At 63.4% G+C, this 14,646-nt stretch carries 11 protein-coding genes; 6 read left to right on the top strand and 5 right to left on the bottom strand.

Annotated elements, in window-relative coordinates:
• The first annotated feature begins 43 nt into the window (after positions 1 to 43).
• A complete protein-coding gene (locus ACYQ12_RS06750) occupies positions 44 to 898 on the top strand; it encodes a phospholipase A (protein ID WP_459874474.1) in 855 nt (284 codons plus the stop codon).
• Positions 899 to 952: 54 nt separating this feature from the next.
• Positions 953 to 1,378, top strand: a complete 426-nt coding sequence (locus tag ACYQ12_RS06745; protein WP_459869362.1) for a phage holin family protein — start codon at positions 953 to 955, stop codon at positions 1,376 to 1,378.
• An 18-nt stretch (positions 1,379 to 1,396) separates the two neighbouring features.
• Here ACYQ12_RS06745 and ACYQ12_RS06740 read toward each other — a convergent pair whose 3' ends face one another.
• Positions 1,397 to 2,578: a BaiN/RdsA family NAD(P)/FAD-dependent oxidoreductase gene (locus ACYQ12_RS06740; RefSeq protein WP_459869360.1), complete on the bottom strand. Its 1,182-nt coding sequence runs from the start codon at positions 2,576 to 2,578 to the stop codon at positions 1,397 to 1,399.
• 215 nt (positions 2,579 to 2,793) lie between these two features.
• Here ACYQ12_RS06740 and ACYQ12_RS06735 point away from each other — a divergent pair, with 215 nt between their 5' ends.
• The 4 genes from ACYQ12_RS06735 to ACYQ12_RS06720 all read left to right on the top strand — a co-directional run bounded on the left by ACYQ12_RS06735 (position 2,794) and on the right by ACYQ12_RS06720 (position 8,802).
• Positions 2,794 to 3,954: an efflux RND transporter periplasmic adaptor subunit gene (locus tag ACYQ12_RS06735; RefSeq protein ID WP_459869358.1), complete on the top strand. Its 1,161-nt coding sequence runs from the start codon at positions 2,794 to 2,796 to the stop codon at positions 3,952 to 3,954.
• Positions 3,954 to 7,058, top strand: coding sequence for an efflux RND transporter permease subunit (locus ACYQ12_RS06730; RefSeq protein ID WP_459869356.1), 3,105 nt, complete (start codon positions 3,954 to 3,956; stop codon positions 7,056 to 7,058). Before ACYQ12_RS06735 ends, ACYQ12_RS06730 begins: the two co-directional genes overlap by 1 nt.
• A 59-nt stretch (positions 7,059 to 7,117) precedes the next feature.
• Positions 7,118 to 7,498: a SpoIIAA family protein gene (locus ACYQ12_RS06725; RefSeq protein WP_459869354.1), complete on the top strand. Its 381-nt coding sequence runs from the start codon at positions 7,118 to 7,120 to the stop codon at positions 7,496 to 7,498.
• A 116-nt stretch (positions 7,499 to 7,614) separates the two neighbouring features.
• Positions 7,615 to 8,802 carry a hypothetical protein gene (locus tag ACYQ12_RS06720; protein ID WP_459869352.1) on the top strand — a complete coding sequence of 396 codons (1,188 nt, stop codon included), beginning with the start codon at positions 7,615 to 7,617 and terminating at the stop codon, positions 8,800 to 8,802.
• A gap of 35 nt (positions 8,803 to 8,837) precedes the next feature.
• Here the strand turns inward: ACYQ12_RS06720 and ACYQ12_RS06715 are convergent, their stop codons facing one another.
• The 4 genes from ACYQ12_RS06715 to ACYQ12_RS06700 all read right to left on the bottom strand — a co-directional run bounded on the left by ACYQ12_RS06715 (position 8,838) and on the right by ACYQ12_RS06700 (position 14,640).
• Entirely contained in the window at positions 8,838 to 9,215 is a 378-nt protein-coding gene (locus ACYQ12_RS06715; protein WP_459869350.1) for a sensory rhodopsin transducer, read from the bottom strand.
• A gap of 48 nt (positions 9,216 to 9,263) precedes the next feature.
• Positions 9,264 to 10,349: an SDR family oxidoreductase gene (locus ACYQ12_RS06710; protein WP_459869348.1), complete on the bottom strand. Its 1,086-nt coding sequence runs from the start codon at positions 10,347 to 10,349 to the stop codon at positions 9,264 to 9,266.
• A gap of 65 nt (positions 10,350 to 10,414) precedes the next feature.
• Positions 10,415 to 13,525, bottom strand: coding sequence for an FAD-binding and (Fe-S)-binding domain-containing protein (locus ACYQ12_RS06705; protein ID WP_459869346.1), 3,111 nt, complete (start codon positions 13,523 to 13,525; stop codon positions 10,415 to 10,417).
• 26 nt (positions 13,526 to 13,551) lie between these two features.
• Positions 13,552 to 14,640 carry an enolase C-terminal domain-like protein gene (locus ACYQ12_RS06700; RefSeq protein WP_459869344.1) on the bottom strand — a complete coding sequence of 363 codons (1,089 nt, stop codon included), beginning with the start codon at positions 14,638 to 14,640 and terminating at the stop codon, positions 13,552 to 13,554.
• Between the last annotated feature and the right edge of the window lie 6 nt (positions 14,641 to 14,646).

Raw genomic sequence — 14,646 nt, 5'->3', positions numbered from 1 at the left:
GATCAGGTCAGTCAGCCTTTGCGGACTCCTCATGCTGGGGCCGATGAGTCATGTCGTTCAGGCCGACGAGGAGAACGATGCCGTCGCCACACAGATGGAAGTGCGGCGCGACCTGGAGCGCGAATCCTCGCGCAACCCGCTGGCCATCACCACCTATCGACGCAACTACCTGCTGCCGTGGAGCTACAACACCAATCCCGACCAGAGGGATTTTCGCGCCATCAGCAGCGAGGGGGATGCCGACAACGCCGAACTCAAGTTCCAGCTCAGCCTGAAGATCAACCTGATCGAGGATCTTTTGGGCGACAACGGCGATCTCTACTTCGCCTACACTCAGCGCAGCTGGTGGCAGGCCTACAATTCCGATGCCTCCTCGCCCTTTCGCGAAACCAACTACGAGCCTGAAGCGTTCGTCAGCTTTGACAATAGCTGGTCGCTGCTCGGCTGGACGAACACGCTCAATCGCATCGGCCTCATCCATCAATCCAATGGCCGCTCCGATCCCCTGTCGCGCAGCTGGAACCGGATTTACGCCGAGACCGTCTTTCAGCGCGGAGAATGGGCTTTCAGTGTCGCGCCGCACTGGCGCATTCCGGAAAGCGACAGCGATGACGACAACCCCGATCTGGAGAACTACATCGGCTACGGCGACATTACCGTGGTGCGGGCTTTCGACGACAAGGAAGTCTCGCTCCTGGTGCGTGGCAATCCAGGCAAGGGACGCTACGGCACTCAGTTGGACTACTCCTTTCCGCTGTTCGGCAAGGTCCGCGGTTACGTGCAGTACTATCACGGCTATGGAGAGAGCCTGATCGACTACGACAACAACAATCACCGTCTGGGGTTAGGCTTCAGCATCAACACTTTCCTGGCGGGTATTCCGGGCGTGAGCTTTTGACGCTGCGCTTCGCTCTGCTAGGCTGAAGAGCTGCCGACATCAGGAAAGAAGATCATGTCATCAGCCGAACACTCTCACCACAGCGACGCGTCTCAGCGCCCGGGGCTCGTCGCTACCGCACGTCACCTGCTCGGTCCGCTGCTAAGCCCGCTGCTTGCTCAAGGCGAGACGCATCTGCGGCTCGTGACCGGTGAACTCGAGGCCGAGCGCAACCGTCTGCTGACCTTGCTGGTGCTCGCCGGTGCCAGCCTGATCACGCTGGCCTTCGCGATCGCCATGCTGTTGCTGCTGATCGTCGCCCTGTTCTGGGACACCCATCGCCTGCTCGCCATTGGCACCTGCGCCGCGGCTCTGCTGCTTTGCACCTTGGGACTGGCTCTCGGCGCCGGACACGTCGCCAGGAAGCGCCGCCTGATGGAAACCACCCTGAACCGGCTGGCACGGGGGCGCCGGGCCCTGGAACCGTCCGAGCCGACCTGAAAGGCCGGGCGTGCCGAATCACATCTCCAGACCGCAGGCCACGCCCGAAGCCCAGGCCCACTGAAAATTGAAGCCACCCAGCTGGCCGGTCACGTCAAGCACCTCACCGATGAAGCGCAGCTGCGGAAGGTCATTGACGGCGAAGGTCTTCGACGACACCGCGCGGGTATCGACCCCGCCCAGCGTGACTTCTGCGGTGCGCCAGCCCTCGGTGCCCGCCGGCTTGAGACGCCAGGCCCTGAGCCGGGCCTCCACCTCCTCGAGCCGGGCGTTGGAGTAATCCGCCAGCACCCCATCGAAGCCCCACCACTCACACCATGCCTGAGCCAGGCGCTTGGGCAGGCGCTCGGCCAGCCAGGGCGCAAGCTGGCGCTTGGGTGTCGTCTGGCGCAGCGCCTTCAACGTCTCGACGACATCGACGCCGGGCAGCAGATCAATCTCCAACGTCTCGCCCGGCAGCCAGTGGCTGGAAGCCTGCAGCATCGCCGGCCCCGACAGCCCGCGATGGGTGAACAGCAGCGGCTCGCGGTAATGCCCGCCGCCGCACCGCACCGCCACGTCACATGCCACGCCGGAGAGCTCGGCGGCACGCGCCTTCCACTGCGAGGTCAGGGTAAAGGGCACCAGTGCCGGGCGTGTCTCGGTCACGGCGAGCCCGAACTGACGCGCCACGTCGTAGCCGAAACCGCTGGCCCCGAGGGTGGGGATCGACAGGCCACCGGTGGCAATCACCAGTGCCCCGGTCTCGAGCCGCCCCATCGAAGAGAGAATGGCCATGCCCTCTCCGTGACGCTCGATACGTTCCACCGAGGTCCCGAGACGCACCTCGACCCCGGCCCATTCGCACTCGGTGAGAAGCAGGGCCACGATCTCCTTGGCGGACTCGGCACAGAACAGCTGGCCCGGGGCCTTTTCGACGTATTCGACGCCGTGACGCTCGACCAGCTCGACGAAATGCGCCGGCGTGTAGCGCTTCAGCGCCGAGATGCAGAAGTGGGGATTAGCGGAAAAGAAGTGTCCCGGCGAGGTGGCCAGATTGGTAAAGTTGCAGCGTCCCCCGCCCGACATGAGGATCTTCTTGCCGGCCTTGTTGGCGTGGTCGATCACCAGTACACGACGGCCCTGATAACCGGCCGTCAGGGCACACATCAGACCCGCCGCCCCCGCACCGATGACGACCACGTCATATGTCTGCGCCATGTTTGCCCCGCCCCGCCGTAAGCCGATCATGAAAAACCGGGCATTCTAGCAGAATCGGGCGACAGGAGATCGCCACAGTAGCGAACGGAGCCTTGCGTAACGTTCACGCTCATACCGTCCATGTTGTGGCAAACTGTCTCTTGTCTCCCTTGTCAAGTCTGCGCGCCGGTGCACGCAAGCCATATCGCGCAGCGAACAGTCCATAGCGAGTTTCCATGCCAGCCTTCCGCTTATCCGGTCCCCGCCCCGCTCGGTATCGCTATCGCCTTGCAAGGTTTCTTGGCGTAGCACTGTTCGGCCTGCTGCCGGCGATGCTCGGCATGGCCACTGCCAAGGGCCAGGATGACGCCCGCACCCAGGTCATTGCCACGCGGGTCGCCCTCGCCTCCTGGAGCGATCCTCTGGAGGCGCTGGGAACGCTGCGCGCCGACGAAAGCATCACCCTGTCGGCCACCGTCACCGAGACGATTGCCGAACTGAACTTCGACAGTGGCGAAGAAGTCAGCAAGGGCCAGTTGCTGATTCGTCTCGACGAAGCCGAGGAACAGGCTCAGTTGCGTGCCGCTCAGGCGCTGCGCGACGAGCGCCAGAATGCCCTGAGCCGTGCGCTCCAGCTACAGGAGCGCAATCTCGGCCCGCGCGCCGATGTCGAAGATACCCGGGCCCGGCTGCGCCAGGTGGAAGCCGACATCGAGGCCATCCAGGCGCGTCTGGCGGATCACCGTCTGCGCGCGCCCTTTGCCGGTACGGTCGGCCTGCGCGAGCTGAGCGTAGGGTCGCTGGTCACCCCCGGGACCGAGCTGGTGACCCTGGACAAGCTCGATGTCATGAAGCTCGACTTCACCGTGCCGGCCACCTTTCTGTCGGTGCTGCATCCCGGGCTGACGCTGTCGGCAACCACACCCAGCTATCCTGAACGCACGTTCACCGGCGAGGTGCGCCATGTCGGAACGCGCATTGATCCCGTCACGCGTAGCGTCAGCGTGCGTGCCTTGCTGCCCAATACCGACCGTGAGCTGCGTCCCGGCATGCTGATGGAGGTCATACTCGAGCGCCGCCCCCGCGAGACGCTGGTGGTCCCCGAGGCGGTACTGATCCCCAATGGCGAGCGCCAGTACGTCATGCTCATCGATGAAGCCGATGGCAACCGGATCGTGCAGCGCGAGGTCGCGATCGGCGAGCGCCGCGCCGGTGAGGTCGAGATCCTGCAAGGCCTCGATGCAGACGATCTGGTGGTCAGCCATGGTCTGCTCAAGGTGCGCGAGGGCGACCGGGTCGAGCTGCTCGCCATCGATGATGGCAGCCAGGACCTCTCCGCGATTCTCAAGGCGCATCGTCCCACTGGCGCCGGTGCCGAAAATGGCGGAGGGTCCTGATGCGCCTGTCGGATCTCTCCATCCAGCGTCCGGTCCTCGCCACCGTCCTGTCGCTGTTGCTGGTGGCATTCGGCCTGCTGGCGCTCCAGCGCCTGCCCCTTCAGGAATATCCGGCCATCGACCCGCCCGTGGTGAGCATCGAAACCGGCTATCCGGGTGCCTCGGCGGATGTGGTGGAGACCCGCATCACCCAGGTCCTCGAGGATCGCATCGCCGGCATCGAGGGCATCGAGCTGATCGAGTCCACCAGCCAGGACGGTGAGTCCGAGATCAACGTGACGTTTTCGTTGAGCCGGGACATCGAGGCCGCCGCCAACGATATTCGCGATCGCATTTCCGGCGCCGCCAACAACCTGCCCGACGAAGCTGACCCGCCCGAGATCGAAAAGGCCGATAGCAACGAGGACGTGGTGATGTGGCTGAGCCTCTCCGGCGAGGGGTACAGCATCGCCGAGCTCACCGACTATGCCAACCGCTACCTGGTGGACCGCTTCTCCACGCAGCCCGGCGTGGCGCGTGTCCGCGTCGGAGGAGGCAAGGAGTACGCCATGCGCGTGTGGCTCGACCGCAACGCCCTGGCGGCGCGCGGCCTGACGGTGGGCGATGTGGAGGACGCCCTGCGCGCCGAGAACGTCGAACTGCCGGCGGGCTTTCTGGAGTCTCGCGACCGCCAGTTCACGCTGCGCCTGCCGCGCAGCTTTGCCGCTCCCGAGGATTTCCGTGCCCTGGCACTGGCCCAGGGCAATGATGGCTATCTGGTACGTCTGGCGGACGTCGCCCGGGTCGAGGTCGGTTCGGTGGAGGAGCGCTCGCTGTTTCGCGGCAACGCCGTGCCCATGGTCGGCCTGGGCATGATGAAGCAGTCCACCGCCAACGTGCTGGAGGTCTCGCGGGGCGTGCAGGCCGAGATGGCGCGGCTCGCGCCGACGCTGCCCGAGGGTATGGTGCTGCGACTGAGCTTCGACTCGTCGGTATTCGTCTCCGGTGCGCTCGATGAGGTCGTCTCGACGCTGTTCATCGCCATGGCGCTGGTAGTGGTGGTGATCTTTCTGTTCCTCGGCAATCTGCGCGCCACGCTGGTGCCGGCGGTGACGGTACCGGTCGCGGTGATGGGCACCTTCATCGCTCTGGCCACCTTCGGCTTCACGCTCAATCTGCTGACACTGCTGGCCTTGGTGCTGTCGATCGGCCTGGTAGTCGACGACGCCATCGTGGTACTCGAAAACGTCCACCGTCGCATGCAGGTCCTGGGAGAAACGCCACTGGTGGCGGCCTATCGCGGCACCCGCCAGATCGGCTTCGCGGTCATCGCCACCACGCTGGTGCTGATCGCGGTCTTCGTACCGTTGAGCTTCCTGCAGGGCGATGTCGGCCGGCTGTTCGCCGAATTCGCCCTGACACTGGCCTCCGCCGTGGCGCTCTCGAGCCTGCTCGCCCTGTCGCTGGCGCCGATGCTGTGCTCCAAGATTCTCGATCCGAGCCAGCACGAGAGCCGCATCAGCCACGGCGTGCATACTCTGCTCGAGGCGACACAGCACGGTTATCGCAGGGTCCTGCATCGATTGCTGCGATTGCGCGCACTGACGGTGGTGGTCTTCTTTCTGCTGCTGGGTGTCACGGCCTGGCTGCTTCAGCAGATTCCCAACGAGTACACGCCCCAGGAGGATCGCGGCAGCTTCTTTCTGATCGTCAACGGTCCGGAAGGGGCCACGTTCTCCTACATGCAGGATTACATGGACGAGATCGAGACCCGCCTGCTGCCGCTGGTCGACAATGGCGAGATCGAGCGCATCGCGATACGCGCCCCGCGCGGCTACGGCAATATCGAAACCTTCAACAACGGCATGGGCATCATCAGCCTGAGCGACTGGGGCACGCGCCGATCCGCCTGGGAGATCATGGCCGACGTTCGCGCACGGCTCGCCGGCCTGCCTGGCGTCACCGCGGCCCCGGTGATGCGCCAGGGTTTCGGCGGTCGGGTGCAGAAGCCGGTCCAGTTCGTGCTTGGCGGTGGGACTTACGAAGAGCTGGCCGAGTGGCGCGACGCCATGTTCGCCAGAATCCGCGAAGACGATTCGGGCCTGATCGATGTCGACAGCGACTACAAGGAGACCCAGCCGCAGCTGCGCATCGATATCGATTATGACCGTGCCGCCTCCCTTGGCGTGACCGTGACCCAGATCGGGCGGACGCTGGAAACCCTGCTCGGCGGGCGCAGCGTGACCCGCTACGTCGACAACGGCGAGGAATACGACGTCATCGTCGAGGGCGCGCGCGACACACAGCGTAGCCCGCGCTCGCTGGACAATATCCAGGTGCGTTCGCAGCGCACCGGCGAGCTGATACCGCTGGTGAGCCTGGTCACGCTCAGTGACTATGCCGGCGCCAGCGAACTCCACCGCTTCAACCGGGTGCGTGCGATCACCCTGGAAGCCGACCTCGCCGATGGCACCACGCTGGGACAGGCGCTGGATTACCTGCAGCGCACCGCCAGCGAGATCCTTCCCTCCGAGGCCATCCTCGACTACAAGGGGCCGTCGCGGGACTATCAGGAGGCCAGCGGTGCGACATCGTTCCTGCTGATTCTCGGTGTGGTGGTGGTATTTCTGGTACTGGCCGCGCAATTCGAAAGCTTCGTTCATCCGCTGGTGATCATGCTCACCGTGCCGCTGGCGATGAGCGGTGCACTGTTCGGCTTGTGGCTCACCGGTCAGACCCTGAACATCTACAGCCAGGTGGGGCTGGTGATGCTGGTTGGGCTGGCCGCCAAGAACGGCATCCTCATCGTCGAGTTCGCCAACCAGCTGCGTGACGAGGGCCATGCTTTCCGCGATGCCCTGATCGAAGCCTCGGTGACCCGGCTGCGCCCCATCCTGATGACCGCCGTGACCACCATCGCCGGTGCCGTGCCGCTGATTCTCGCCAGCGGTCCCGGCGCCGAGACGCGCATCGTCATCGGCACGGTTATCTTCTGCGGCGTGGCAGCGGCGACATTGTTCACCCTGCTGGTGGTGCCCGTCGCCTACGACCTGCTGGCACGGCGTACCGGTTCTCCCGGTGATATCAGCCGCCGCCTGGAGAGGGAGATGCAGGAAGCACCTTGAACGCTGCGCTGACGCGAGCCTGCTAAGCTGAGAGTGATACTTTCCAGCGGAGCAGGCCCATGATCGAGTTTCTCCCCTCTCCCGCCCCCCATGTAGTCGCCATGCGGGCCAGCGGCAAGCTCAACGAGACCGACCTCGAACAGGCCATCGACCGGCTCGAGGCGAAAAAGCGTGAAGAGAGCCGCATCAGCGTCTATGCCGACATCGACGCCATGAGCGCGATGAGCATTGCGGCGATTCTCAAGGACATGGGGTACGGCCTGAGCCAGCTGCGTCAGCTCATCCGCTTCTACCGCATCGCGGTGATATCCGACCGTAGCTGGATCAAGCATATGGTCGACTGGGAGAACCGTCTGATGAGTGCTCCGGAGATCAGCGTTTTCACCACCACGCAAAAGGACGCCGCCAGCGACTGGGTGCGCCAGACGCCCATGCCCTGACGCCATGCTGCCTGTTCTCCGGCCCGTTCATTGGAGCCCCACGGCCTCTCCATTACCGCTTGCGCATTCGGCGTGGGCACGAAACCTCTTCATGCGCGAGAAGGTGCCACCCCTCAATGCCATTGAATCCTCTTCTCCCCATGACGGGCCTGCTGGTCCTCGCGCTGTTGGGCGGCTGTGTCGGCGGCGAACGTCTTTCGACCTCCATGGCGACCCTCAACCAAGAATATGGCGAGCTTCAGGACGAGGCGCTGCTGCATAACATTCTGCGCCGCAGCGTGTCACTCCCGGCGCACTTCACTTCCGTCTCGACGATTCGCGGACGCAGCCGCGTCGATGCCGGCGCCAATCTCAGCGTGCCGTTTGGCGCCGATGCCTCGTCCCAGTTCACCTTCAATCCGCAGATTTCCATCGAACAGGGTCCCTGGTTCGAGGTTGCGCTGCTGGACAACAAGGAGTTCTATCGCGGCTATCTGGCTCCCATCAGCACCACAACGGCCAGTTATTATCTACAGGCCCCCTTTCCCCGCGAGCTGTTGTTTACCCTGCTGCTCAGCCGCATTGATATCCACCGGCCCGGCAGCGACGACACGCGCGTCGTGAATTCACCCGGTCATCCAGACCAGTACCAGGCTTTCCAACGTGTCGTCCGACAACTCGTCGATGAAGGCCTGACCCTGGAAATGGTCAGCCTGGTCAATCAGGTCGGTCCCACGCTGCATATGCAGGACGCCCCCAGTCTCGATGACCTGTTATCCGTGAACCAGCAGGATCTGACCATTCAGGAAACCGAAGATGCCCGGCATTACCATCTCGTCAAGGTGGGCGATGCCGCCCGGTTCTGCTTTAGCCGGGCACATGATCCGCTGTTCCGGCAGGCCTATTGCGATTTTGGCGTGGGGCATCAGTATGCCGCCTCCGATCCCCGCTTCTTTGGCAGTACCGGAAGAGCTCGGGTCAGCTTCGTATCCGAGGGTCAGGGCTCGATCGAGCTGTATGTCCGGTCGCTAGCCGAGTTGTTGGATTATCTAGGCGAAGTCGTGCATGCCCAACAGACAACGGGGCAACCCCTGATGGTACGCACGGCGGCGGGGGAGCAGCCTTTCTTCCATGTGATGCCAGTACAGTCAACGGATTCGGCCGCCGTCGCCACCGAGTTCGACGGGGTCGTTTATGGCATTCCCGCCGGAGCGGCCGGAGGGCAGTCGGGTAACGCGCTGACGATCGTCTCCCAGATCATGGCACAGGCGCAGTCGATCGAGAATCAACCGACTTCCAGCACCGTTACCGTCATCGGGGAGTGAGGAACGCCCTACCCGGTTCTGCCAGCCGAAGCGCTTCAGCTCACGGGAAACGCCACCGTGCTCAACAGGGCCAGCTCGCTCTGGCGCGAGTCGAGCCGGGTATGCTGCACGACGATCGGCACGTCGGACTCGATGATACTGGCATAATCGGTATCGCGCGGCACCGGCTCGGGATCTTTCAGATCATTGAAGCGCACATGCCGGGTGCGCCGGGCCGGAACCCACACCGCGTAAGGTCCCACCGGGTCGCGATCGGCAAAAAACAGCGTAATGCGGACATGCGCCTCCCGAGAGGAAGCATTGAGAATGCAGGCCGTCTCGTGGCTGGTCATCTGCGGTTCGGGACCATGGCTGTCGCCGGGAATGTAACCTTCGGCGATGGCCCAGCAGGTCCGCCCTACAGCGGTATCCATGGCATGGCTCCTCTACTTGTTGAGGGTGTCTGGCTTGCGGGCGACTGACTAGATCATGCTCTCGGTATTGACCTCGATATCCCGAGCCAGTGCGTCATTGCTGATCTCGGCCATTTCTTCGTCATGTTGTTGACGCTGCCGACGCCTTGCCCCGCAGACGGCGGCCCCGACCAGCAGCGCCGCACCTACGGCCAGGCCCACCTTGCCACGGTGAGTGGCCATCCACAGCTGGACGCTGTCGTCACGGGACTCACGACCGAAACGCCCGCGCGCGCCCACATCCCCCTTGACCGGTTGCCACAGGTTGTCGGAGCGCTGAGGATCGCGAGGCTCCGGTGTCTGCTGGCCGCTGACGGCGGTACGGGCGAGGAAACGGTCCATCAAGGCAGGCACAAGCTTATTGCCCCAGATGGTCAACGCCGATGACATGCCGACATACAGCTGACGCCGCCGATGATGAGCCGCCCAATAGATGGCCCGCGCGCCGACTTCCGGCTGGTAGACCGGAGCCATGGGACGGGCGCGCTTGGGAAGGTGACTCTTGCACCACTCGAACTGCGGTGTATTGAGCCCCGGCATTTCGACCAGCGTGACGTGAACGTCACTGCCTTCGTGCATGAGTTCGCAACGCAGTCCCTCGGTGAACCCCTTGATGGCATGCTTGGCACCGCAGTAAGCCGTCTGCAGGGGGATTGGCCGATAGGCCAGGGCCGAGCCGACCTGCACGATGGTGCCGCGGTTGCGCGCACGCATGCGTTTCAGCGCCGCCATGGTGCCGTGCACGAACCCCAGATAAGTGACCTCGGTAACGCGCCGAAACTCCTCTGCGCTCATCTCGTGCAGAGGCGAAAACACGGTGGTCATCGCCCCATTGACCCAGATGTCGATGGGTCCCAGCTCCGTCTCGATACGCTCGGCCGCCCTGTCGACCTGACCGGCCTGGGCAACGTCGGCGCTGACCGTCACGGCACGTCCCCCCAAGGCCTCGACTTCACTCTTCACCGCCTCGAGGCGTTCGGGGCTGCGCGAGATCAGGCCCAGCCAGGCACCACGGCGGGCAAACTCACGCGCCGTGGCACGCATCAGTCCGGCCCCGGCTCCGGTAATCACCACGATTTCATGACGATTTTCCATATCGTAAAACACTCCTTATGTAATGAATGGCCGCAGCTGCGACAACTGAGCTGCCGCTAGCGTCTTCACTCGACGCCTCCCGGTCTGATGCGCTGATGACGCCTCAATCTCCACATCAGCAGCCCGCCGGCCACGGCCAAACCCACCGCGGCGGCACGCTGATTGGAACGTCGCCGGGCCTGCATCCGGCGCTGCTCGACAATGCGCTCCGGAGGTCCGTCGGCAGCTATCTGCGGGCGCTCCATCGCCATGCGCAGTACCTCGGCGATATGCAGCGCACGACGCGGCGTGGCCTGCGCGATCTGCTCGCGGCAACTGAAGCCGTTGGTGATGATCAGGGTCTCCTCGTCGGCCTCGCGTACCTGGGGTAGCAGCACCCTCTCGCCGGCACCGATCGACACGCCATATTTTTCCTTCTCGAAGCCGAAGGAGCCCGACATGCCGCAGCAGCCCGAATCGAGAATTTCGTAGTCCAGCCCCATCTTCTGCATCAGGGTCTGCTCGTCATTCAGATGCATGATGGATTTGTGGTGGCAGTGCCCATGCACCAGTGCCTTGCGCTTGAATTGCGGTGGACGGTAATTCCCGGCACGTTGAATCAGAAATTCGCTGAACATCATGCTGTTGTCGCGCAGCTGCCTGGCGCGGGCGTCATCGGGAAACAGGTTGGTCAGTTCATCGCGGAACACCGAGATACACGACGGCTCCAGCCCGATGATCGGCATGTCCGAGTGGATGACATCATGCAGCGTGGCCATTACCTGCTCGAGATATGCCTTGGCGTTGCCGAGCATGCCAAAGTCATAGAACGGTCTACCGCAGCACAGCCCCTCGGGAGGAATCGTCACGCGAAAACCCGCTGCCTCGAGCACCTCGGTCGCCGCCCGGGCAATTTCCGGATAGAAATGATTGCTGAAAGTATCCGCCCACAACATGACCGGTGGGGCATGTGCATTGACGGTCGGCCGTCTGGCGAACCAGGCCTTGAACGTCTCGGGGGCATAGACCGGCGCCTGTCGCTGCTGCGGCATGGACAGCACGCTCTTGGTCACGTGGCTCAACAGCGGCGTCTGGGTCACGAAATTGGTCAGCGCCGGCACCTTCGACGCCAGCCGCGACCAGCGGTCGATGAACCCGAAGGCATAGTGGAACAAAGGCCGATGGTGCTTAGCATAGTAGTGCGACAGGAATTCCGCCTTGTAGGTGGCCATATCGACATTGACTGGACAGTCGTTCTTGCAACCCTTGCAGGCCAGGCACAGATCGAGCGAATCGCGCACCTCCTCCGACTGCCAGCCGTCGGTGATCACGTCGCCGTTCATCATCTCGAACAGCAGCCGTGCGCGGCCGCGGGTGGAGTGCTTCTCCTCTCGCGTCACCATGTAGCTCGGGCACATGGTACCGTCATCGCTGCGGCATTTGCCGACACCGACACAACGGAACGCTACCCGGGCGAAGCTACGCTTGTCATCGGGGAAGGCAAACGTCGTCTCGACCTGTTCCGGCTCGTACTGCATTAGGCGCAGGTTCTCATCGAGCCGATAGGGATCGATGACCTTGCCGGGATTCATCTTCCACTGCGGGTCCCAGATACGCTTGAATTCGCGGAAGGCCTCGACCAGCTCGGTGCCGTACATGCGCTCCAGCAGTTCCCCCCGGGCCTGGCCATCGCCATGCTCGCCGGACAGCGAACCACCGTAGGAAACCACCAGATCCGCGGCCTCCTCGATGAAGCGACGATACTTCTCGACACCCTCGTTCGACTGCAGGTCGAAGTTGATCCGCGAGTGAATACAGCCCTGACCGAAGTGACCGTACATGGACCCCACGTAGCCGTACTTTTTGTAGAGGTCCTTCAGGTCACGCACGTAGTCACCGACCTTGTCGGGCGGCACTGCGGAGTCCTCCCAGCCGGGCCAGTGCGGGGCCTTTTCCGGCGGTGGAAAGGCCGTCGCTCCCAGTCCGGCCTTGCGCACTTCCCAGACTCTGTTCGCCTGCTCCCTGTCGTCAAAGATCTTGTAATCGGCAGGGGCACTGGCAGTACGATACAGACGCTCGATCAATCGCTGCGCCTGGTCCGTGGTGTCCTCGGCGTTTGCGCCGCCGAACTCGACCATCAGGAAGGCGTCGCCCTCGGGCATCTGCTCGAGAGTTTCCTTGTTCATGTCCTGCTCGGCTTCATTGCAGAACAGGCGCTTGTCGATGGCCTCCAAGGCAATCGGTCGCGCCTCAATGATGGCCGGCACGTGATCGCCGGCCGTTTCGACATTGTCGAAGCCGACCACCATCAGGGTACGGTGCTTGACGTTCTCGGTCAGCTTGAGCGTGGCATGCAGGACCGTCATGCAGGTTCCCTCGGAACCGCACAGGGCACTGGCCAGGTTGAATCCACGTTCGGGCAGCAGGTCGTCGAGATTGTATCCCGATACCCGGCGAGGCATGTGTGCGATCTGGGGGTAACCTTGGCGGATCTGCTCGATGTACTTGTCACGCAGGTTTCTCAAGGCGCCGAATATCTCGCCGCGGCGTCCGCCCTCCGCGACGATGGCATCGATCTCCTCCTCGCTGTAACCGTCCTTGAGCGTCATGCGTACGCCGTCATAAGTGACAATGTCCAGCGAGTGGACGTTGTCGCAGGTTCTGGGCCCGTGACCGTAGCACTGCGCCTGCACGGAGTGGATGCCGCAGGAGTTGTTGCCGAGATTGCCACCGATCGTGCACCACTTGTGTGTAGAGGGATCAGGTGGAAAGACCAGCCGATAAGGCGCCAGTGCCTGGTTGACCTTGTCATTGACCGTACCGCCCTGCACCGTCACCAGACGGTTTTCGTCATCGATATGGACAATCTCGTGCAGATACTTGGAGTGATCCATCACCACCGCGCGATTGACGGTCTCTCCCGATAGGCTGGTACCGGCACCCCGGGACAGGATCGGTACACCATGCGCATGACAAATGCGGTGGATCGCGATGATGTCGTCCACCGTTCTGGGGATGGTGACGCCGATCGGCGGCTGACGGTAGTTCGAGGCGTCATTGGCGTACAGCGCCCGGCTACCGTTATCGAAGCGCACTTCCCCTTCGATCGCCTCAGCCAACTCATCCGCCAGTTGCCGGTACTCCTCCGCTTCCGCCCGGGATACTGAACGCGACCGGCGAGTCGTCAGATCGTTCACTGCTGCCTCCTTGCGTTTGGGGACGGCTAGAGCCGGAAGCGCTCCGCCTCTCTACGCTTGAAGATCATGCCCAAGCCAGGTTGGGTAAGGTCCGGGCACATGTCGCCCTTGACGGGCGCGACGCTGCCCTCGAAAAGCATCGCCTCGATTCGCGCATGATCATGGAAGTATTCCAGATGACGTACCGGTGTCGCACAGCACCCCGGATGCATGTGCAACGCCGGTGCGGTATGTGTCGACAGGGGAATCCGGTAGGCGTCACAAAGCGCCGCTACGTCGAGAAAGCCGCTGATGCCCGCGCAGCGAGTCAGATCGGCCTGCAGCACATCCACGGCACCGGCCTCAAGCATGCGCCGGAAATAAGGCAGGTCGTAGCCGTACTCTCCCGCCGAGACCTCCACGCTCGCCGGCACCCGGTCGCGTAGCAGGCGCAGCCCCGCCAGGTCATCCGAAGAGACCGGCTCCTCGTACCAGCTCACCCGGTAGCGCTGAAAGGCCTCCGCCATGGCCAAGGCCTGCTTGCGGCCATAGGCGCCGTTGGCATCCACGTAGAGTTCGGCATCCGGGCCGATGGCCTCGCGTGCCAGACGGATGCGCGACAGATCATGTTCAGGTTCACGCCCGATCTTCATCTTGACCCGCGGGATGCCCGCCCCGACCCAATCGCCCAGTTGCTGCTGCAGTTGTTCGTTCGAGTAGGAGGTGAAGCCACCGCTACCGTAGACAGGCACTGCCGGACGCACTTCGCCCAGCAGCGAGACCAGAGGCAGATCCAGCAGCCGCGCCTTGAGATCCCACATCGCTACGTCCACCGCAGCGATGGCCATCGAACTGATGCCCGGCCGTCCGAGATTGCGAATGGCCTCGACCATCTTCAGCCATCCGCCACGCACGGCCAGGGCGTCATGTCCCTGGAGTAGCGCGGCGAACTTGTCGTGGATCAGCGTCGCGCAGGCCTGATGAGCATAGGTATATCCCAGACCGGTCCTGCCCCCCGCGCTGGCCTCCACCAGCACGAGGGTCGTCGAATCCCACGCCAGCGTCCCGTCCGACTCAGGAGCATCGGTGGGAATTCGATAGGCTGCAACCGTCACGCTTTCGATCGGAATAGTCACATCCAC

The sequence above is a fragment of the Halomonas shantousis genome, assembly GCF_054654615.1.
The sequence above is the reverse complement of the archived record's forward strand: the minus strand, read 5'-3'. Positions and strand labels throughout refer to the sequence as shown.

Coding starts and splice junctions, on each gene's coding strand:
- ACYQ12_RS06720 (WP_459869352.1), top strand. CDS start 7,615: ATGCCATTGAATCCTCTTCTCCCCATGACGGGCCTGCTGGTCCTCGCG.
- ACYQ12_RS06740 (WP_459869360.1), bottom strand. CDS start 2,578: ATGGCGCAGACATATGACGTGGTCGTCATCGGTGCGGGGGCGGCGGGT.
- ACYQ12_RS06710 (WP_459869348.1), bottom strand. CDS start 10,349: ATGGAAAATCGTCATGAAATCGTGGTGATTACCGGAGCCGGGGCCGGA.
- ACYQ12_RS06735 (WP_459869358.1), top strand. CDS start 2,794: ATGCCAGCCTTCCGCTTATCCGGTCCCCGCCCCGCTCGGTATCGCTAT.
- ACYQ12_RS06725 (WP_459869354.1), top strand. CDS start 7,118: ATGATCGAGTTTCTCCCCTCTCCCGCCCCCCATGTAGTCGCCATGCGG.
- ACYQ12_RS06750 (WP_459874474.1), top strand. CDS start 44: ATGAGTCATGTCGTTCAGGCCGACGAGGAGAACGATGCCGTCGCCACA.
- ACYQ12_RS06745 (WP_459869362.1), top strand. CDS start 953: ATGTCATCAGCCGAACACTCTCACCACAGCGACGCGTCTCAGCGCCCG.
- ACYQ12_RS06730 (WP_459869356.1), top strand. CDS start 3,954: ATGCGCCTGTCGGATCTCTCCATCCAGCGTCCGGTCCTCGCCACCGTC.
- ACYQ12_RS06715 (WP_459869350.1), bottom strand. CDS start 9,215: ATGGATACCGCTGTAGGGCGGACCTGCTGGGCCATCGCCGAAGGTTAC.